This window comes from Bacteroidia bacterium, assembly GCA_041391665.1.
Taxonomy (GTDB): domain Bacteria; phylum Bacteroidota; class Bacteroidia; order J057; family J057; genus JAGQVA01.
The window spans coordinates 468,276-487,827 of sequence record JAWKNO010000002.1 but is presented as its reverse complement, the minus strand read 5'-3'; the positions used below and the strand labels follow the sequence as shown (position 1 = coordinate 487,827).

Annotated in this window: 17 protein-coding genes; 6 read left to right on the top strand and 11 right to left on the bottom strand. The window is 44.7% G+C overall.

Annotated features, from left to right (window positions below; all coding sequences use genetic code 11):
• Both R3D00_13655 and R3D00_13650 read right to left on the bottom strand, forming a co-directional pair.
• Window positions 1-384, bottom strand: coding sequence for a response regulator (locus R3D00_13655; GenBank protein MEZ4774224.1), 384 nt, complete (start codon window positions 382-384; stop codon window positions 1-3).
• The gene (locus tag R3D00_13650) at window positions 384-2,066 is read right to left on the bottom strand and encodes an ATP-binding protein (GenBank protein ID MEZ4774223.1); all 1,683 of its coding nucleotides are present in this window, start codon (window positions 2,064-2,066) and stop codon (window positions 384-386) included. Before R3D00_13650 ends, R3D00_13655 begins: the two co-directional genes overlap by 1 nt.
• A gap of 272 nt (window positions 2,067-2,338) precedes the next feature.
• Here R3D00_13650 and R3D00_13645 point away from each other — a divergent pair, with 272 nt between their 5' ends.
• Both R3D00_13645 and R3D00_13640 read left to right on the top strand, forming a co-directional pair.
• Window positions 2,339-4,417 carry an AMP-binding protein gene (locus tag R3D00_13645; protein ID MEZ4774222.1) on the top strand — a complete coding sequence of 693 codons (2,079 nt, stop codon included), beginning with the start codon at window positions 2,339-2,341 and terminating at the stop codon, window positions 4,415-4,417.
• Window positions 4,418-4,505: 88 nt separating this feature from the next.
• A complete protein-coding gene (locus R3D00_13640) occupies window positions 4,506-6,689 on the top strand; it encodes a TonB-dependent receptor (GenBank protein MEZ4774221.1) in 2,184 nt (727 codons plus the stop codon).
• Window positions 6,690-6,716: 27 nt separating this feature from the next.
• Here the strand turns inward: R3D00_13640 and R3D00_13635 are convergent, their stop codons facing one another.
• Window positions 6,717-8,108, bottom strand: a complete 1,392-nt coding sequence (locus R3D00_13635; GenBank protein MEZ4774220.1) for an alpha-amylase family glycosyl hydrolase — start codon at window positions 8,106-8,108, stop codon at window positions 6,717-6,719.
• Between the two features lie 78 nt (window positions 8,109-8,186).
• A complete protein-coding gene (locus tag R3D00_13630) occupies window positions 8,187-8,654 on the bottom strand; it encodes a hypothetical protein (protein ID MEZ4774219.1) in 468 nt (155 codons plus the stop codon).
• Window positions 8,655-8,783: 129 nt separating this feature from the next.
• On the opposite strand from R3D00_13630, the gene R3D00_13625 reads away from it, so the two are divergent.
• Window positions 8,784-10,025, top strand: coding sequence for a DEAD/DEAH box helicase (locus R3D00_13625; protein ID MEZ4774218.1), 1,242 nt, complete (start codon window positions 8,784-8,786; stop codon window positions 10,023-10,025).
• Between the two features lie 59 nt (window positions 10,026-10,084).
• Window positions 10,085-11,293, top strand: coding sequence for an OmpA family protein (locus tag R3D00_13620; GenBank protein ID MEZ4774217.1), 1,209 nt, complete (start codon window positions 10,085-10,087; stop codon window positions 11,291-11,293).
• A gap of 31 nt (window positions 11,294-11,324) precedes the next feature.
• Here R3D00_13620 and R3D00_13615 read toward each other — a convergent pair whose 3' ends face one another.
• The 6 genes from R3D00_13615 to R3D00_13590 form a co-directional block, all read right to left on the bottom strand.
• Window positions 11,325-12,185: a hypothetical protein gene (locus R3D00_13615; GenBank protein ID MEZ4774216.1), complete on the bottom strand. Its 861-nt coding sequence runs from the start codon at window positions 12,183-12,185 to the stop codon at window positions 11,325-11,327.
• A 41-nt stretch (window positions 12,186-12,226) separates the two neighbouring features.
• Window positions 12,227-12,667, bottom strand: a complete 441-nt coding sequence (locus tag R3D00_13610; protein MEZ4774215.1) for a DM13 domain-containing protein — start codon at window positions 12,665-12,667, stop codon at window positions 12,227-12,229.
• Window positions 12,668-12,770: 103 nt separating this feature from the next.
• Complete coding sequence (locus tag R3D00_13605; GenBank protein MEZ4774214.1) at window positions 12,771-13,238, bottom strand: hypothetical protein; 468 nt, start codon at window positions 13,236-13,238, stop codon at window positions 12,771-12,773.
• A gap of 18 nt (window positions 13,239-13,256) precedes the next feature.
• Complete coding sequence (locus R3D00_13600; protein ID MEZ4774213.1) at window positions 13,257-14,072, bottom strand: hypothetical protein; 816 nt, start codon at window positions 14,070-14,072, stop codon at window positions 13,257-13,259.
• A 192-nt stretch (window positions 14,073-14,264) separates the two neighbouring features.
• The gene (locus tag R3D00_13595; GenBank protein ID MEZ4774212.1) at window positions 14,265-14,963 is read right to left on the bottom strand and encodes an L-type lectin-domain containing protein; all 699 of its coding nucleotides are present in this window, start codon (window positions 14,961-14,963) and stop codon (window positions 14,265-14,267) included.
• A 123-nt stretch (window positions 14,964-15,086) separates the two neighbouring features.
• Window positions 15,087-16,052 carry a sugar phosphate isomerase/epimerase gene (locus R3D00_13590; protein MEZ4774211.1) on the bottom strand — a complete coding sequence of 322 codons (966 nt, stop codon included), beginning with the start codon at window positions 16,050-16,052 and terminating at the stop codon, window positions 15,087-15,089.
• Window positions 16,053-16,124: 72 nt separating this feature from the next.
• Between R3D00_13590 and R3D00_13585 the strand changes: the two genes are divergently transcribed.
• The gene (locus tag R3D00_13585) at window positions 16,125-16,730 is read left to right on the top strand and encodes a hypothetical protein (protein MEZ4774210.1); all 606 of its coding nucleotides are present in this window, start codon (window positions 16,125-16,127) and stop codon (window positions 16,728-16,730) included.
• Window positions 16,731-16,753: 23 nt separating this feature from the next.
• On the opposite strand, the gene R3D00_13580 is transcribed toward R3D00_13585, so the two are convergent.
• On the bottom strand, window positions 16,754-17,686 hold the full coding sequence (locus tag R3D00_13580) for a polysaccharide deacetylase family protein (protein MEZ4774209.1): 933 nt from the start codon (window positions 17,684-17,686) through the stop codon (window positions 16,754-16,756).
• 365 nt (window positions 17,687-18,051) lie between these two features.
• On the opposite strand from R3D00_13580, the gene R3D00_13575 reads away from it, so the two are divergent.
• A complete protein-coding gene (locus R3D00_13575) occupies window positions 18,052-19,545 on the top strand; it encodes a sulfatase (GenBank protein MEZ4774208.1) in 1,494 nt (497 codons plus the stop codon).
• The last annotated feature ends 7 nt before the right edge of the window (window positions 19,546-19,552 follow it).

Genomic DNA, 19,552 nt, shown 5'->3' with positions numbered 1-19,552 from the left:
TCAGAACTTTTGCGCCTGAGCCAGAATGTTCCTTATGGCCGGTATGATTTCCTCCCTTGAAATCGGTTTAGCAAAATAATCATCAAACCCCGACTCCAGAAATCTTTTTTTGTCACCGGGAAGCGCATAACTTGTAACTGCAAAAATGGGAAGATTTGTATTACGGGCATCTTTCCTTAGCATTTTCATAATCGATTCTCCATCAAGGCTGTTCCCCCCCAGGTTAATATCCATCAGAATTAAAGAAAATGGATATTTCTGTACAGCAGTAAATGTTTGTATATCATTTTCAGCCTGGATCACCTCACAGAAATCTTCGATAATTTTACTTAAGACCAGCGCATTAATAGGGTTATCTTCAACAATCAATACATAAGGTTTCATCATAATTCAATAGAAGTTTGCTGAACAACTTTTTCCATATGTATACTCTCCACCAATTGAAAACTTACTTCAAATGTAGTACCCTGGTTTCGCCCGCTCCGGACACTAATCGTACCGTTTAAAATTTCTACAATGCGTTTAGTAATGGAAAGCCCTAGTCCGGCGCCTTCATAGTTACGATCGAGACCATCACTTTCCTGTTCAAATTTCATAAACAACTTTTGGTTAATAAACTCCTCACTCATTCCGATTCCGGTATCGGCAACACTTATGATCCCAACTTTCCCCTGGGGAGTATACGATTCCCTCAGACTTACGACCACACTTCCTTCTTCGGTAAATTTCACCGCATTGCCGATCAAATGTTCCAGTACCTGATCAATTAAATACACATCCAGACATGCCATCATGTCAGCGTCTGGCATCTGAAGGACCATATTCAGGCCTTTGTTTTTTCCAGCGGCTTCAAATTTTCTGAACCCATTTTTCACAAACTGATTAAGTGAAAGGGGATTCAAGTTGATTTCCTTACCATTGGCATCCAGGCGCGCGAGTTCCAGTACAGAACCGATGGTACGCAAGAGTCTTTGCCCGGAGTCGAGGATTAAACCTGCATAAGTATTAAGATTTTCTTCTTCATCGTATTCACTGCGAATAATTTCGGCTAATCCGATCACCCCGTTTATCGGTGTGCGAATCTCATGACTCATATTTGCCAGGAAGTTGGATTTTGCTTTGTTGGCGGCTTCAGCTTTTTCTTTGGCTTCAATCATGGCCTGCTCGGCCTGTTTTCGCTCTGTGATATCGGTGATACGAATCATCATCAGGGGTTTTTCGCCATAATGTATATAGGTATAAGCGACGTTTCCCCAGAAAATACGGCCATTGCTGGAGACAAATTCACTCTCCGTACTCCAGCGCTCCTTGTTATTCAGGCGATTGTAAATAGCAGCGATTCTTTCTGGTGAATGGGGTGTTTTTCTAAGGCTGTTTGCATTTTTCCCCAGAATACTTTCTTTGTCTTTTTCATCAAATAATTCCAGAACCCGAAGGTTGCATTCCTCAATCAGGTGGGTTTCCGGATTTACCACAAAAATCGCATCATACGAATTGTTAAACACAGCCTTAAGCTCCTGCTGTGCCCGAAAAATAATATCGTCAACCTGTCGATTGGACAGTTTTTGAAAATACACTGCAATGAAAACGAAAATCACTGCCGACATTCCGAAGTTCCCTACATAGGTATCGTGTTGTTCGGCGATTTCGATGGTTTGCTGGCCCAGAATCGCGTAGTCGGTTAGTTCCAGTAAAACAAGGCATCCCACTTCCATTGCCAGAGCAAGGCTGATGTACCACCATTGTTTCAGGTCAAACACCATAAAAACCATCATCAAAATCATGAGATAAGCAAGATGTTCTCCACTTTCAAAACCCAAAATCGAACTCGTGAAGAACACACTGGTGTCTGCTGCAATAAAAAAGAGAAATTTTGCAGCAACTTCCCGGCGAAAATGGTTAGCGACAACGACCAACCCAAATCCAATGATCGTACAAATCTGCACAATGCCGGCCAGATTCTGCCCAATTTCAAAGTAATATTCAATATAAGGAGAGAGCAAAACGATAGCCGCCAAACTGATACGATTGACCATTCGGATACGCTTGGCATCACCTGATGACATATTTTCAATTACGCCCTGATTGGATAGCAAAGTCCAAAATCGGAGAATAAAACCCATAATGATCTCTTCTGATTAAATGCTTTCGAGGTATAAATGTATATATTGATTCGATTATTAAAAAATACATGTAATGGAATAGTTGTTTTAATTCTTTTTTTACCTTACCGAAAAGAGCTGAAAATCTGCAGCAAGTACAGATTGTTAGGCATATCAGTCAATCAGGCTTTTTTTTCTCCCCCTCAATCCTGAACTTGAAATCAATTCAACCTGCTATGTTTCACAACAACCTATCCGGAGTTTCACCTTTGCCAACCCATATCCACACACTGGTAGATCTATTGACTTCCAGAGCGGAATCCAACAGCCATAAACTGGCATGCGCCTTTCTCGAAAAAGGGGAATTACCCACACACGAATTCACCTATGACCAGCTGGATCTTCGCGCACGTGCGATTGCGGCAAGGCTACAGGCATTGGGGCTTTCCGGTGAGCGGGCCATTCTGTTATATCCCTCGGGGCTGGACTATATAGCCGCATTTTTTGGTTGTCTTTACGCGGGTGTGATTGCGGTACCCGTATATCCCCCGCAAATGGGCAAACAGATTGACCGGGTACTGGCAATTGTAAAAGACTCCGGGGCCAAAGCATTTCTTACCAATCAGGAAATCATGAAGGCAATCGGCCTGTTTATGCCAGAGTTGGTTGCCGGAAACCCCGAAGCCTGGATTGCAACAGACCAAATCGAAAACAAGGAAAGTACTCAATGGCATACGCCAGCAATTACCGGGCAGTCTCTCGCTTTTTTGCAATACACTTCCGGCTCAACCGGTAATCCCAAAGGGGTATGTGTCACCCATCAAAACCTGCTGCACAATGAACGCATGATCAGTGAAGCTTTTCGCCATCAGGAAGGCGAAATGATCGGTGTTGGCTGGCTACCATTATATCACGATATGGGGTTGATTGGAAATATCATTCAACCCATTTTTGTAGGGCAGCCTATCTATATAATGTCTCCCCTATCTTTCCTCCAAAAACCAGTCAGGTGGTTACAGGCCATCGACCGCTTTAAGGCAACCTCCAGTGGCGGGCCCAATTTCTCCTATGAATTACTCATGGCAAAAACTACTCCGGAAGAAATTGCAGCATTGGATTTAAGTAGCTGGAATGTAGCATTTACAGGAGCCGAACCCGTCAGAGCCGATACGATCAGACGGTTTTCAAAAATGTTTGCCCCGGCGGGGTTCAGGGAAGAGGTTTTTTATCCCTGCTATGGAATGGCAGAAACCACCCTCCTGATCTCAGGAGGCGATGAAGGCAAGCTGCCGGCCATGCTGCATCTCGACCCCACTGCATTAGGTAACAATGAAATCAAACCTGTGGAAGCGCAAACACCACACGCCATTTCAGTTGTAGGCTGCGGACATACCTGGGGCGGTCAAACCGTACAGATTGTCCATCCGGAAACGATGGAAATTTGCAAGGATCGTCAGGTAGGAGAAATATGGGTAAAAGGCGAAAGTGTAGCTGCGGGCTATTGGAACAATCCCGAAGCCACGGAAAAAACCTTCCATGCGTTTATCAAAACCACCGGAGAAGGGCCATTTCTCCGGACCGGTGACCTGGGGTTCATCTACGACAATGAGTTGTATATCACCGGCAGATTAAAAGATCTGATGATCATCAGAGGGAAAAATCACTATCCGCAGGATATCGAACATACGACAGGACAAAGTCATGAAGCATTAAAACCCGGAGGATGTGCAGCCTTTTCAATAGAAGTGTCCGGGGAAGAACGCCTCGTAATTGCCGCAGAAATAGAACCCAATACGTTAAAAACCCATTCCTCCGAATCAATATTTGGCGCGATAAAAAGTGAAATTGCGATCCGGCATGAATTGCAGGTGTACGCGATTACCCTGCTTAAAAGACGCAGTATACCCAAAACCTCCAGTGGAAAAATCAGGCGGAAAGCTTGTAAAGAAGCTTATCTACTAAAGGAATTATCTATCGAAGCGGAATGGATCAGCGATCTCACGGAAGAAAATACGGAAGCTACAGAAATCTCCCCCACCCCAACTCCGGTATTGGATGCTTCAGGTATCCAGGCTTGGATCATCACATGGATGAGTAAAAAACTCCGCGTACCAGCAGCCAAAATCGATCCTCAGGAATCTATGCAAGCATATGGACTGGACTCAATGGGAACCGCTGAGTTTGAAGAGGAAATATCCCAGTTTGTTGGTTTCAAATGGCCGGTAATGGATTTTCTGATCAATGAGCCTACGATAGAAGAGATCAGCAAAAGAGGGGAAATGTTGCTGGCTGAGCGTAAAAGTAAATCCTATTAACCTTTTGTTAACTGTTTTAGGTTTTCATTAACCCAAACCCTTTATATACAACCCTAAGTTTGTCCAGTCTGTTTTTAACTCTGACTGGATGAAAAAATTTTACACAATCTCCGCATTCTGGATTCTATTATTCTCCACCACATTTGCCCAGACAAATACCCATCCGACCAAAACCATAACCCTCGATTCTGTAGTTGTGGAAGGAAGTGGCCATTTGCCTGATATCTCACGCCTCGAACCCATCGGGCATACATTTATTTTTTCCGGCAAAAAAAATGAGGTAACCAATCTCCTTGGAAAAGATGTCGCGTTGGCAGAGAAATATGGAAGGCAAATTTTTTCAAAAATCCCGGGCGTATTCATCTATGATATGGACGGTACCGGCAATCAGGTTAATATTTCTACCCGAGGGCTGGATCCGCACAGAGGATGGGAGTTTAATATCCGCAAAGACGGAATACTCACCAATACCGACATGTATGGATACCCTGCCAGTCATTACAATATCCCAATGGAAGCGGTAGCGAAAATTGAATTGGTAAGAGGAACGGGTTCGCTACAATACGGGGCACAGTTTGGCGGGATGTTGAACTATATCAGCAAAAGGCCTTCTGCGCAGAATATGGCTTTTGAATCCATCAATACCGTCGGATCATACGGGCTGGTGAGTAGTTATAATTCTGTATCAGGAACTATCAAAAAATTCAGCTACTATATATGGGCAAACCGCAAACGCAACGATGGCTATCGAAAAAACAGCGATTCAAAATATGAAGCAGCCAATGTGTCTCTTTTTTACAATCCCACAAAAGATTTGCAGCTCAAACTGGAGTGGACACATTCCAACTACCTGATCCATCTGGCTGGGCCGCTTACAGATAGCATGTTTTATGCAGACCCGCAATCTTCTACCCGTTCCCGCAATTATTATAACCCCAATATTCATATCCCGTCATTTTCTCTCGACTGGAAAATCAAACCTACGACACAGCTGGTTCTGAAAACTTCCGCGGTATTGGGAGCAAGAAACAGTGTCATGTTTGACAAACCTGCAACTATCGAAGATTCTATCGTAACAGCCACACAGCAATACAATCCACGCCAGGTGGACATAGATAACTACCACAGCTACACCTCCGAACTTCGCCTTTTACATTCGTACCACCTACTTGGCAAAGTCAGTTCTTTGTCCTCAGGCGTTCAATATATGAACAATGACCTACATCGGAGACAACAGGGCAAAGGAACTACAGGAAGCGACTTTGACCTTAACCTTTCGGCTCCCGGTTGGGGCAGGGATCTGCATTTCAAAACTTCCAATCTGGCAGTATTTGCAGAAAACCGCTGGGTATTATTTAAAGGATTTTCATTCAATACGGGCGCAAGGATGGAAATGGGCCAAAGCGTAATGTCAGGGACCACCATATATTATCCCGAAAGAGATTTGCCCAATACCATTAAACATGCCTTCCCGCTTTTGGGTGTGAATGCGGAATACGATATAACCGAAAAGATCAATTTTTATGCAGGCTGGTCGCAGGCATACCGACCGGTGATTTTTAAGGATATTGTACCCTCTTCCATCTATGAGTTTACCGATAAAAATCTGAAGGATGCCTATGGCTATAATATGGAAGCAGGTTTCAGGGGTTCATGGAAATTTCTTTCCTGGGATATAACCGCCTTCAGACTATTGTACAACAACCGAATCGGAACGCTGGCAAAAACTGATTCTGCGGGCAACCTCACCATTTTCCGAACCAATATCGGCAACTCCCAAACCCATGGACTGGAAATGTTTGTACAAGGCATTTTTCCAATCAACAGCAAAACCCGACTAACAATCTTTACATCAACCGCATGGATGGATGCAAGATATAAAGGAGCATTTGTACGTTCAGGCAGTGAGAATATACCGATAAGTGGAAACAAAGTAGAAAGTGTACCAGAATGGATATCGAGAAATGGATTTACTTGTGAATATGGCGCTTTCAGTTTGACCGGATTGTATAGCTACACTGCCCAAAGTTTTGCGGATGCCCTGAATACCATAACCCCATCAGCAAGTGGATCGACAGGCATTGTACCGGCTTACCATTTGTTTGATCTCAACTTATCGTGGATACTCACCAAAAATGTCAGCATCAAACTCAATGGTAATAATATTTTCAATCAGCAATACTTCACAAAAAGGCCACAATTTTACCCCGGACCCGGAATCTGGAATTCGGATGGGAGGACTTTTTCTGCAACAGTAATTATAAAAGTATAGGTGTCATAGTTCCGCTGTTGAAGCCTTTTACTTCCTCAATATCAAATATTGATAAGGCTGAAGCGATACCGAAACTGACAACTTAACAGGCGTTTGATCCAGCGCATTTATCCAGTCTGTATTCTTCAAAAATGGCGGAAGAGAATAATTGGACACACTGTTTTGGGTATTGACGAATACGAGCACTTCCTCTGTCTGGAAAACTCGTTTGAAAGCAACAACATGGGCGCCATCATTTACCAGTTGAAGCCCCCCTTCTTTTATCGCCTGACTGGACTGTCTGAAAGCCATGAGGCGCTTGTATTCAGCGAAAACTTCCGGGTTTAGCTGCCAGTTGATAGGGCTTTTGCTAAAGAAGGGCGTTTTATCAGACCGACCGACCTCCTGTCCGTTGTACAACAAAGGCACTCCTCCCATGTAAGCGGTCAGAACAAAAGCACTTAAAGCGCCTGACTGCCCACGAAATAAATTGACCGGCGAATCATTCCAGGCAGATTCGTCGTGATTAGTGATAAAACGCAACTTATGGCTGCCGGCAGGTATAGCGCTATATTCAGAATTGTGCGTGTTGACCAAATTAGAAGTAGCCAGATTGTTTTTATAGACGTTGAGCGTTTGTCCGTAAAAATCCCAACTGTAATTCATGGAAAAACCAGCAGAAAACAACGAACCTGATGCCCCCTCAGCAAGCAGGATATATTTTCGGCCTGGCAATGTTTTGAGAGAATCAATAGCCTGTTTCCAAAAATCCACAGGCACCCCATCTGCATAATCACACCTGAAGCCGTCTATATTGGCTTTCAACACCCAAAACTTCATCGCACTAATCATAAATTGTCGCATGGTAGCATTGTCAAAATTCAAATCAGCGACATCCGCCCAGTTTGTACCCGCAGGAATAATAATATTGCCAGCACCATCTTTGGTGTACCAGTCCGGATGCGCGGATATCCAGGGGTTGTCCCATGCGGTATGGTTTGCCACCCAATCTATAATGACCGCCATGTTTCGGTTGTGCGCCTCTGCCACCAGGTTTTGAAGGTCTTCCAAAGTACCATACTCAGGATTGACTGCGCTGTAATCTTTTACCGAATAAGGAGAACCCAATTGTCCGGCATTTTTGAGCACACCTATGGGGTGAACAGGCATTAACCACAGGACGTTGATGCCCAGCGCTTTTATAGAATCAAGCCGTGCCTGCACCCCTTTGAAAGTGCCTTCCGGACTAAAAGCCCGCATATTGACTTCATATATCGCGACATCTTTGGTTTCCGGAACACCCGCAAATGGCGCAGCAAAAGCTACCGGATCCGGATCAGGAGTAGTCGCTTCAGGTTTTGGCGGGACAGGCGAAGGATCTTTTTCACAACCAGCAAACACAACCAGGCAGATAATCAAAAACCGAAATAAAATATTCATAGAGAGCAGATTCTTTGAGAAACAGGAAAATAACCAAATAAACGGGAACCATTAAACTTCAAGTGTACCCATATTTTTTTACCAATCATCTGAAGAATAGACAAGGTTTAAAGAACGATCTAAGAAATCCCCAGCTTTAAAGTCTTGTTGAAACCGTTGCCAGGCAGCTTCAAAAAGGGGGTTCTTTGCTTCATCTTTGAAGGGATTGGGATATGCATCGGGATCAATATTATATTTTACAGGAATATCTGTAATTGCCATCGCATACTTTGTGTGCAAATAGTCCAGCAGATTTTCAAGGCTGTCGAATTGATATAAATAGTTTTCCAGCAAATTTTCCCCATACAAATCGAGTCCAAAAGAAATCCACTGCAAATCCAGCTCATATTTCCCTTTAGGTGCATCAAAAATGATAGCGATACCTAATACCATCCCATCATAATCATCCATGTTGCGGTAGGCAACCATTAACGACCCTTTTCCCACAGTATGGATATGCGTTTTTAACGCTACCAAATCAGTGAAATGATTTTGTATTACTGACATATGACAAATATTGATACGAAGATACGATACTTCTGCCCTATTTCTTTTTCGCAGGACGAATTACCAACACAGAACCCGCATAAGGAATAGTGGCATTAAAATGTGGCAACTTTGTATTAAATTTGCTGCATGAAGTTTGAAGAGTTTGGCCTTGAACCGGAATTGAGCAGGAGCCTGCAGACACTGGGATTTAACCGGCCCACCGATATTCAATATAAAGCGATTCGTCCGATCCTTGAAGGGGAGGATGTATTGGCAATTGCTCAAACAGGGACAGGCAAAACTGCGGCATTTGCCATTCCCGTGATCAATATTCTTCATCGGAGAAAACGCTCAAAGCGCGCCACGGGCATTCGGTGTGTGGTGATGGTACCCACCCACGAACTGGCGATCCAGATCAACGGCGTTTTCCAGCAAATCGGCAAACATACCAAGGTGCAAACCTTCGGTATATTTGGCGGGGTAGAGCAAAACCCACAGATAGCCCGACTCGAAAAAGGACTCGATATTCTGATTGCGACACCGGGGCGATTATTTGATCTTGTGAGTCAGGGGCATCTGCGGTTGAATATGGTGGAAATTTTGATTTTGGATGAGGCCGACCATATGCTAGCGCTGGGATTTTATAAAGATATCGAAGATCTGATCAAATTTTTACCTTTGAAGCGGCAGACCTTATTTTTCTCAGCGACTATTGATGAGAAAATCAAAAAACTCGCATACTCCCTCGTTCAGAAACCCATTCGTATTCAGATTTCGCCCAAAGATCCTGTAGCAAAAAACATAGATCATGCAGTCATATTTGTAGCCATGGAGGACAAAAGATTTTTCCTCGAAAGGCTGATCAATGAACATCCGGATAAGAAATTTCTCGTATTTGTGCGAACCAAAGTACGGGCAGAGCGGGTAGCGAAGGCCATGGAACGAGTGGAAATAGAGAGCCAAACCATTCACAGCGACAAAGATCAGCACGATCGCGCAAAAGTGATGACTCAGTTTAGAAAGGGCGGTGTCAAGATCATGATTGCTACTGATGTAAGTGCAAGGGGAATAGACATAGCAGATGTGGACTATGTAATCAACTACGACCTGCCCGAATTGCCGGAAAACTACGTACACCGCGTGGGGCGCACAGGTCGGGGAACCAGGAGAGGCAATGCCATTTCGTTTTGCAGTCCGGAGGAAAATGAATTACTGACAGCGATCGAAACTTATATTGGCAAGGAAGTCGAAGTACTGGACATCGCACACGATGAGTACACCGATACCATCGAGCTCACCAAAGATTCTGGGAATAATAATTGGAAGGCGCTGATGAAGGAAGCTGAAGAAGCGAAAAATCAGCCTAAAAGAAAAAAGAAAAAGAAATAACGTGTATTTTAGTGGTAGAATACGGTTGGATATTAGCTAAAAAATGTAAAACCGATACCATGAGAATCGCTTACTTCTTTTTAATCACTGTGGTATTCACACCGCAAATGATCGCACAGTACCCCGGAGACTGCGAATCTGCATTGGAAATACCTATCAGCCTTACTAAAAACTCATTTTCCTTCCCTGCCCCCCAAGGTTATGGGGAGGTTCAGGAAATAACTCCTGCAGGGAAAAGCCCCAAACTGTTTAAAGAAGAACATCACACCTTCTGGGGGAAAATCAAAAGCCCTTTTACAGGCTACCTGGGGCTAGAAGTCATTCCACACAATATAAAGGATGATTATGATCTCATTGTATTTGTTGATAGTACTGGTCAATTTTGCGATGAACTTCAAAGCGATATATCCATTCCAGTAACCAGCATTATTTCCCGAAATGATTTATCGGTAAATAGCCAAACGGGATTGTCAGTGGTCGGAGAGAATAAATACATCAATCAAGGCGTGGGACCTTCTTATGCGCCGCTACTTCCAGTAAAAAAAGGGCTGACCTACTATTTCTGGATAGACAATGTATATGGAGGTACGGATAGCTTTGACATGGTCTTTAGTTACTTTTACCTGCCAGGTATCAGGGGTACAGTAGCTGACCGGGAAACCGGAGAGCCTTTGGTTGCGCGAGTCAGGGTGAACAACGAAGATAGAGATGCCTACACGCTTTTTTCCAACACGGAAGGAAACTGGCAATTGTCACACTATCTGGAGTTTAATCAAACATACACACTTACTTTTGAGGCGGAAGGGTATTTTTCTGAGCAAAGGGAAATGAGTTTCCCCATCGTCAGAAATAATAAAAACCACCCATTAACCATAGAGCTTGTGCCGATAAAGGAGGGAGCGGTGCTCACACTGGATAGGGTATTATTTTATGGCAACAGCCCAGATTTATTACCTTCTTCATACCCTTCGATTGAAAATCTGGCGGAGGTATTACGAGTCTATCCAAAGATGAAAATCCAGGTGGAGGGACATGTCAACAGTGCAGGGTATGAAGAGGAGGAAAGAAAAAATCGGCAGGATTATTTTTTCACTCTATCCAGAGCCCGTGCGTTGAGAGTATGTAATTATCTGGCAGAGAAAGGTATAGCCAAAAACCGTTTATTCCCCAAAGGTTTAGGAGACAGCCAAATGTTGTATCCCGAGACTTACAAAGAATCAGAAATGCAGCAAAATCGCCGGGTAGAAGTAAGAATTTTGAGTTTATGAGGAAGATGATCCTATATGACGACGCTTACCCCTACTCCTCCCGCTTCCATTCATAACTGGCTCCCACAGAAATCACATGCCCGGAGTATAAATTCTTCCTGGCAAATACAATGTCTGAATAATTTTGGTATTCAAGGGTTGCTGATATCTTTGAAGAAATGCTATATGCCGCACCAAACCCCCAACTGGTGTATTCGGTTCCGTCTCCTCTGATAAAATCTACCGGCGCGCCAGGCTGACCAAGGGTCTTTTGTGCTGCAAGCCGAGCATTTAACCATAATTTCCCTTTTACCTGGTATCCCACTTCCACACCGGTTTTAAACTGATTGCGGAAAGAGTTTCCCGAAAATCCTGTGCGGTAATTAAATGCGCCATACACAGAAACATATGCCGGAAAAGGATAAAACGAATGCGAAGCGGCAAGTGTACCCCAAACATTTAGTTCGCCGTCTCCGGTCGGCAAATTGATCCGCTCAAAGCTGGTCATTTTATTCTGGGCATAGTTGTTCCACGATCCTGTGGGCAATTCCGGAGCTATACTCAATGAAACCGGAAAGCCGCCTTTAAGAAGTGCATACTTAAGTTCGGCGTGTAAGTCGCCAATTCCCGCAACCGCTTCCGTCGTCTCAAAACTGTTGATCTTCAGCAACGGAAAACTCCCAATGACGGTAAACCGCTCGCTCAATCCATATTCTCCATACAGAGAAAGTGCCTGCTGCCGAAACTGGCTGGTAGTAAGCAAATCACCGGCGAGGTTATAATATTGCGCCGAAGCAAATGAAAGTGCTCCTGCTTTTATGTAACCCTGGCCGGGTTCCCGTGTCCAGCCGCTCTGAGCGGAAAGTCCGGACACGAGGAACAAATAAGCCAGGAAAAATCCTGCGTTTTTCATTCGGTTTTAAGATGGGAAGTAATCAGAAAATACGCAGGATATTAGTTGAGTGCGGCGTTTCCAAAGGGAATATTCGCAGAACCACACCAGAGAATGACGTGAGTGAATTTAGCTGCGGCAACCGGGTCAAGTTTAAAATACGTTTCTCCGGTTTTGCTGATTGGGCCTACCTGCCGTAAATCTGGATTGCCATTGGCGGGATCTGCTACAAAGTTTTCGGAAGTTGACAGATATACAGTCACTGTACCTGTACCCAGGTTTGTGGTAAAATTGCTGCCAAACCTCAAAAACTGAACATCGTCTTCATCAGTACCTAATTCGACCGTTCCGGCAGTTCCGGTTCCGTTTTGTTCTACAAGACTACCACTTTTTGCGGCAGCAAAAGTACCATTGGGAAGCGAAGAGTCGATAAAAATAGTCTCTGTTTTGCAAGCTGCAAGCAATACTACGACAAGTGAAAATAGAAAGATGATTCGGTTCATACGTGTAATTTTTTTGTGAATGATTAACTTACAGGTACAATTATCGGCCTGAAGTATCACGATAAAATCACAGAACCATCACTTTTATTGGCCGGGCAAATTTTTACTCTTTGACGAGTGTCCAGGTAGTTTTCCGATGTGAGGATGGACCACTGGCATTTCCAATAACGCGATACATGCTCCACTGCTGGCGGTTTTTTTCATTTACCTCAATCGTACCAACCCAGTCACATCCAAATATATCTCCGCAGAAAAAATTGTAAAAAAATACTCTTTTCAGTTCCTCATCCGCTTTAAAAGGCAAACCGATCAGAGAAAAAGTGGAATTGGCAAGCGTAAGCGAATACGTCCTGAAAACCCGGTCGCCTTCTTCGTAAGTCAGAGTCAATACGCCCACATTATCCGTTTCGGAAACATCCTCCACACTGCCATCGGGGTGAATGATGACAATTTCTTCATGCGCAATATTCCAAACGCCTTCCATTTGGCGGGCATATACCAATTGTTTGTCCTTGCAGGCACTGGTCAGCAACAAAATAAATGCTGCCAGAAAAAAATATTCCTTTCTCATTTTCTATCTCTTTTATTCTTAGCTGCTTTTTCTTCCCAACCATATTTCCACGCCAATATTAATTCTCACAGACCGAAAACTCTGTGTGCGAACGGCATCTTCAAACGGGTCAAAATTGACCGGGTCGTCGGCCCACACCTGATAATTGCGGGGCAGATCGTTCCAACGAATACGGGTAATGTCGTAATCCAACATCGTGGACAGGCCATCGTCGGGAACCATGTTGGTAGGAAAACTAATGCCTACGGGAATAAAAACCGGCCCCAGTTTCAGTCCGGCACTTGCGCCCACATCCAGCGTAATGGTCGAACCATGATACACACCGAGAATATCGTACTCATTTCCCCGACTAAAAGAACCATCCTGGTATACATATCCCAAATCAAACAGACTCTCCCGAACGCGTGCACTGAGATGCCCCTGAATCAGCAAAAAGCGTTTCAGGTGAAATCCTATATCCACCTGACAGTTGTAGTCTTTTACCCGAAAATCTGTCCGGGTGAGAAGGTTATTGGCAAATATGGACTCATTTCTAATCGATTTACTGCCATAGGTCAGGAAAATTCCCGTGGCAAATCCCGCATTATCCCCGCTGAGAAAACGGATTCCCATGCCCCAACCAGCGTGACTTAAACCGTTTGCAGCAACGGTGTCAAAAGGTTGTTTCATGTTCACGCCATAATAGGCATTGTAGCTCTGAAAAAAATCATTCAACTCAAATCCCGAGAGTTGGGACGATTCATAATCGCCGCGAAGCGTCAGAGCTACCTGATAGTCTTGTGCAACAATCCAGCAAGGGTAAAGAAACAGGAGGAAAATCAACAGTCGGTTCATAGGTGGAAATTAGCCACTGCTAAGTTATAAAATTGAGGAAATTTTCCTGATTAATAACCTCAAAAGTTGCGTTTGGATAAGTTTCAAGCCAGGAACGGCTGCATTCCGAACTCCAGCTTCCAATACTTGTTCTCCCAATTTGATTAAATTGAGAGAGTTAATTCTCCTAATTTGATCAAATTGGGAGAATGACTATTCCTTTTCAGCTTTATTAATCTGAGGTTCCGGCAACCGATATGGCACTTCCGGCCCAATACCCAGCCGGTCAAAACATACCTCATGAATATTGTTGTAGCGACCCGTTGCTGCTGTAACGCCCCAATACACGATGTCATTTCCCCCAAAAATATTACTCACCAGGTCGTATTGTGTGGCGATGATTTCCCTTCGGTCAATTTGTACTGACAACCGCTGGATTTCGGGGTTCCAGATAACGATAAAACTGTGCCGGGTACAGTCTTCGATATTGTCTATAAGTTGCGGTCCTGCCAGGTCGCTGTAATGCCCCATCCTCCCATTGGCCATGATTGCCAGATGGTCCTCCGCCGGGTCATTCAGGTGGTAGTTGCGCCAGGTATCTATTTCGATGCCCACCGAAGGCACAAGGCCGGCAAACCCCATCCCCTCCCCTACATATCCCAATTGGTTTCCCTGCGAAGTAAATACAAATACCATCCCGTCGGCTCCTTCTACATCCTGACAACCCGCCATGATTGACAGCTCAATCGCAAAGGGCTGCATCAGACTGACTGGCTTTTTATACCAGATTGAACCCGAAGTATAATCCACATCTTCTGTCAGGCGAAAACAATAGTCCTCGGTCAGATAGGTCGAACCCCGCAGCGTAAAATCATCAACTGTGGGTCGCTGGGCAAACAGAGTTCCCGGCACTCCCGCATTTGAGAAAATGAGGAGCAATATCCAAACACCCTTAACGATGTTATATTTTATTACGTATTTTAAATTTTCATGTTGTTTCATCATCGCTTCGTTTATAGAAAAAATAATTTCTCCTCAACCCAGCGCTTCCCGGCAAAAATCAATACATTTTCCGACTTCCACCACGGCATCTGAGCCTTCCGGAATCGGATACTCCAGTTCGATTGCCGCCAGAAAACGATATTTTTCCTGCTTCAGCAACTGCAAAATTTCTTTCAATGGCGTATCTCCCTGCCCCCAGGGCATATTCGGGCCTTCATCAAATTTGCGATCCTTGAGGTGGAGGTTGAGAATGCGGTCCGGATATTTTTTAATCAGGTCGATCGGAGACTGATTGGTTCCCGCCACATAATGCCCCACATCGAGGTTCATGGCATTAAACTTTGCATCACCAAGCAGTTTATCCCAACTGTTGAAATTGACTTTCGCGTGATTGTGGTAGCCAACCATTCGCTTATACTTATCGGCAAACGGCCCCAGTTTGCTGGCAGCTTCATCTGATCTTTCCAGCGTAATGCCTTTCGCACCCACCGTCTTTGCCACCTGGAAACAATAGTCAATTTCCGCATCTTCCATGCGATCCATTGGAAATTTGATGACATCAATCGCAACGCCTTCTGCGTTAAATTTTTTCCGCAACATTTTGAACCTGTCCATAGAGGCGGATAACCGCCATTTGCGGACTTCTTCCATATACTTTTTGCGTTCCGCCTGCTTTTCGGGCGTAGAAGGCCCGGGACTCCATGCAGGCGCAGCGGGTGCTCCGGCAAAAACCTCAGCCGGATCGCCCATGAGTTCGGCAGAGTTAAGCCCCAGCTTCACCAGATAACCGAGCAAATCATCTGCACTGCCCGGCATGCTGCGGAAACTGTACGTAATTGCCCCCAGATTTATGCCCTTTACAGCAGAAGGGAGAAGCAATTTTTTTGAATCACCCGCAAATGCAGGGAAAGGCAGAAAAACAGCAGCCGAAAAGGCCGCAGCCTGTGCCATAAATTTCCGGCGGGAAATCGCATCGGGAAAGGAGTTTTTTTGTTTCACGTGTAAAGGTGTTAGCAATTTTTTCTAATTTAGAAAAATAACCAATATTTTACGGATAGCCAATAATTATACGTGAATCACTCCCCCAAAATCCGCGGATGGAAACGCCGGGTCCGCCAACTCGATCAATGGTTGGAAAAATACAAAACCCCTGACCTCCCGGGACCGGAAAACCGTACTGATGCCTATGTCAAAATATGGATTGATCCTTGGTTCCGGCTCCAAAAGCGCAATCCTCCTGCCTGGTATTTCAAACTGATTCTCGATCGATTCTCGCTGATGTATGATCAATGGCAAATAGCTTTCAGCCACGCATCATATCCTTTCGACCTTCAACTATGGCTGTTTGAAAACAATACCATCGAATCCGAACTGGTATGTACAAGGGTGGATGAAGTCGGCCAACAGCGCAACAATTATTTTGAATCCTGTGAGGTAAAAAGGGATTTTCCGGTAAAAAAATTCGATGCCAGAACTTTTAAATCTACTGAATGGAACTGGTCATTGTTTTACGCCGGCAATCACTATTTTGAGAAAATGGATGAACTGAAGCCAGAGGAAATACAAAACCTCAGAGATCATGGTTTTGAGGAAAAGATTATTTTCCCTGGAAAGTCAAATGAAGACCGCCATTTCTGGAAACCGTATGATTTTGTCTGGGTAGGAAGAAAAAAGTAAAGCTCTGTCAGGTTTTATCTGTACTACTCCCGAATCCCCGCCACGTCCTGTACAAATTCGGGGCAGGTAGGCTCTCCTTTAAAAAAATCTCCTTTATATCCTTTGGTAAGTGCCCACCGGTCAAGCCAGCTGATTCCGCCACGACCCGTGAAGGTACTCTCGGTTTTGTAACATGGGTCTTTCAACGCTTCATTCAGCGTGACAATTTTATAGTTGCGGATTTTCATCATAAGGATAAGATCATCGAGATAGTCGGCATTGATCAGGTTGGCGTGAATGAGCAAAACCTGGCGGATCTCGTAGCCAAATAGTTTCTCCGATTGTTGTTCATACCAGGCTAGTTTGTCCTCCATATATTTTACATAAGAACGGCCAATAGAATCCATCATCTGTGTATCATTGCTTTTTACAGCATTTCCATACGCCTGTGCATAAATCCACTCAGAGTTGTCAACCGTAACAGGTGCTTCTATATACTTATTTTTTTTCAGGAACGTCTTCAAAGCGGCCTGCTTTTCAGGCGAATCGCCGGTATGTAGATAGGGGTGCCGGAAATAACGAAACTTGCGACCGGCTTTATTTACCAACGGACGGGTAACTCTTTCTCCCTTCAGAATGTCGTGGGAAAAAGCCTCAAAATCATTGTTGTGATAGTCCATGTGAGACCATGCATGGTTGCCGAGGTCCATCCCCGCATCCAGCCACATTTGCAGAAGATCAACCCGTCTTTTTTCCACTTCTCCATTTTTTTCCAGCTTGATTTCGTTGACAAAACCAATAGCAGGAACATCTGCAGATTGAAGATGCCCGAGGATTTTTTGCGTACCGGTAAGGGCAATTTCATAGTCATTTCCGCCCCCTACAAAGGGAAGATCGTCAATGGTAATGGCTATTTGCCGGGAATCTTCGGGTTTCCCGCCAAAAAATGTGAGAAAAATCAGAAGAAAAAGAGGCATAATGTCCAGGATTATGGTGAATTAAACCGCCCAATTTAAACCCGTATTTTGTAATTTACCATTCCTTGTACCTGAGGTATCTTTGATTTGTAATTTGTTACGGAGTTGTAAAGTAATTGGGATAAAGGGATTTTTCGAATGAAGGAACAGCAAAGACAGGAAATTACCCAAACGTCGGCAAAAATACTTTGCGAAACGCTGTGTGTACTTTGCGGAACGCTGCGTGAACCCTATTTTCCCTTGTCAAAGACAAACAAATACACTTAAAACGCAGATTTTCGAAGAGGAATCGCAAAGTTTCGCATAGTACACGCAAAAACTCTTAATTAATAATTCCGATTTGTTATTCACCCCAACATTTTCCTATGGCTATCCTTCACCGAATTCAAATTCTCTTTACAGCGGCAATCTGCCTGCTTTCCCTTTTGTCCTGCGAAAAAACGCCTCCGCCCAAACCCAATTTCGTTTTTTTCCTCGTCGATGACTGGGGTTGGACTGACGCGGCTTGTTTTGGGAGTTCTTTTTACGAAACGCCCAATATCGACCGTCTGGCAGCTGAAGGTATGCGTTTTACCAATGCCTATGCGGCATGTCCGGTATGCTCCCCTACCCGCGCCAGTATCATGACGGGCAAATATCCCGCTCGCACCGGCGTCACGGACTGGATTCCTGGCAGACAATCTTACCGCCCCATCGAAGCTGCCAACCGCAACATCGCCCGCCCCTTCCGGCTCGAACTTCCGCTGGAAGAAAAAACTATTGCCGAAGCACTCAAAGAGGCTGGATACAAGACTTTCTTTACAGGTAAATGGCATCTCGGAGGCGAAGGTTTCTGGCCTGAAAATCAGGGATTTGATATCAATAAGGGCGGACACGACAAAGGTTCTCCTCCCGGTGGTTATTTTTCACCTTACAAAAACCCCCGCCTCGACAATGGCCCCGATGGGGAAAATCTGACCGACAGGCTGGCTAATGAGTCGATTGATTTTCTGGAAACGACAGGCGAACAACCGTTTCTCCTCTACCTTTCTTTTTACACGGTCCACAATCCGCTTCAAACGTGGGACTCGCTGGAGCAAAAATACGAGCAGAAAAAGGCACTTGCCGGATATTCTGACGAACAACGTATGATTGACGAGCCCTGGATGGAAAAAGCGCCGGAAGGCAATTACAAAACCCGACTGGTGCACGATAATGCCAAATATGCGGGTATGGTCGAAACCCTCGATTATAATATCGGCAGGGTAATGGATAAACTGAAAGAACGGGGCCTCGACAAAAACACGATCGTTATCCTCATGTCCGACAATGGAGGACTGGCAACTGCTGAAGGTTCTCCCACATCCAACCTCCCGCTACGTGCAGGAAAAGGCTGGCTGTATGAAGGCGGCATCCGCGAACCGATGATCATCAAATGGCCGGGCGTAACCATAGGGGGAAGCGCTTCAGCAGAACCTGTAACCAGCACAGATTTTTACCCAACGATGCTACAAATGGCCGGAATTCCGCTGGACCCCAATCTTCACCCAGATGGGGAAAGTCTTGTTCCGCTGCTAAACCAGACAGGAAAACCCGATCGGGAGGCCATTTTCTGGCACTACCCACACTATGCCAACCAGGGAGGATTTCCCGGTGGGGCGGTAAGACAGGGCAAATATAAACTCATTCAGGATTACGAAGACATGCATATAGAACTCTACGACCTGGAAGCTGACCCCGGTGAAAAACACGACCTTTCCGCTGAATTGCCGGAGATCGCCCGGCAGCTTACCGATAAGCTCGAATCCTGGCGACAGTCAGTTCATGCAGAAATGATGGACCCCAATCCGGAATATGACCCTAACTATGTGCGAAAATAACCAACTA

Bases quoted from the DNA above. Each gene is read 5' to 3' on its own strand.
- R3D00_13655 (MEZ4774224.1), bottom strand. From the start codon at position 384: ATGAAACCTTATGTATTGATTGTTGAAGATAACCCTATTAATGCGCTG.
- R3D00_13615 (MEZ4774216.1), bottom strand. From the start codon at position 12,185: ATGAAAAACGCAGGATTTTTCCTGGCTTATTTGTTCCTCGTGTCCGGA.
- R3D00_13580 (MEZ4774209.1), bottom strand. From the start codon at position 17,686: ATGCCTCTTTTTCTTCTGATTTTTCTCACATTTTTTGGCGGGAAACCC.
- R3D00_13625 (MEZ4774218.1), top strand. From the start codon at position 8,784: ATGAAGTTTGAAGAGTTTGGCCTTGAACCGGAATTGAGCAGGAGCCTG.
- R3D00_13620 (MEZ4774217.1), top strand. From the start codon at position 10,085: ATGAGAATCGCTTACTTCTTTTTAATCACTGTGGTATTCACACCGCAA.
- R3D00_13610 (MEZ4774215.1), bottom strand. From the start codon at position 12,667: ATGAACCGAATCATCTTTCTATTTTCACTTGTCGTAGTATTGCTTGCA.
- R3D00_13600 (MEZ4774213.1), bottom strand. From the start codon at position 14,072: ATGAACCGACTGTTGATTTTCCTCCTGTTTCTTTACCCTTGCTGGATT.
- R3D00_13605 (MEZ4774214.1), bottom strand. From the start codon at position 13,238: ATGAGAAAGGAATATTTTTTTCTGGCAGCATTTATTTTGTTGCTGACC.
- R3D00_13645 (MEZ4774222.1), top strand. From the start codon at position 2,339: ATGTTTCACAACAACCTATCCGGAGTTTCACCTTTGCCAACCCATATC.
- R3D00_13575 (MEZ4774208.1), top strand. From the start codon at position 18,052: ATGGCTATCCTTCACCGAATTCAAATTCTCTTTACAGCGGCAATCTGC.
- R3D00_13635 (MEZ4774220.1), bottom strand. From the start codon at position 8,108: ATGAATATTTTATTTCGGTTTTTGATTATCTGCCTGGTTGTGTTTGCT.
- R3D00_13640 (MEZ4774221.1), top strand. From the start codon at position 4,506: ATGAAAAAATTTTACACAATCTCCGCATTCTGGATTCTATTATTCTCC.
- R3D00_13630 (MEZ4774219.1), bottom strand. From the start codon at position 8,654: ATGTCAGTAATACAAAATCATTTCACTGATTTGGTAGCGTTAAAAACG.
- R3D00_13650 (MEZ4774223.1), bottom strand. From the start codon at position 2,066: ATGTCATCAGGTGATGCCAAGCGTATCCGAATGGTCAATCGTATCAGT.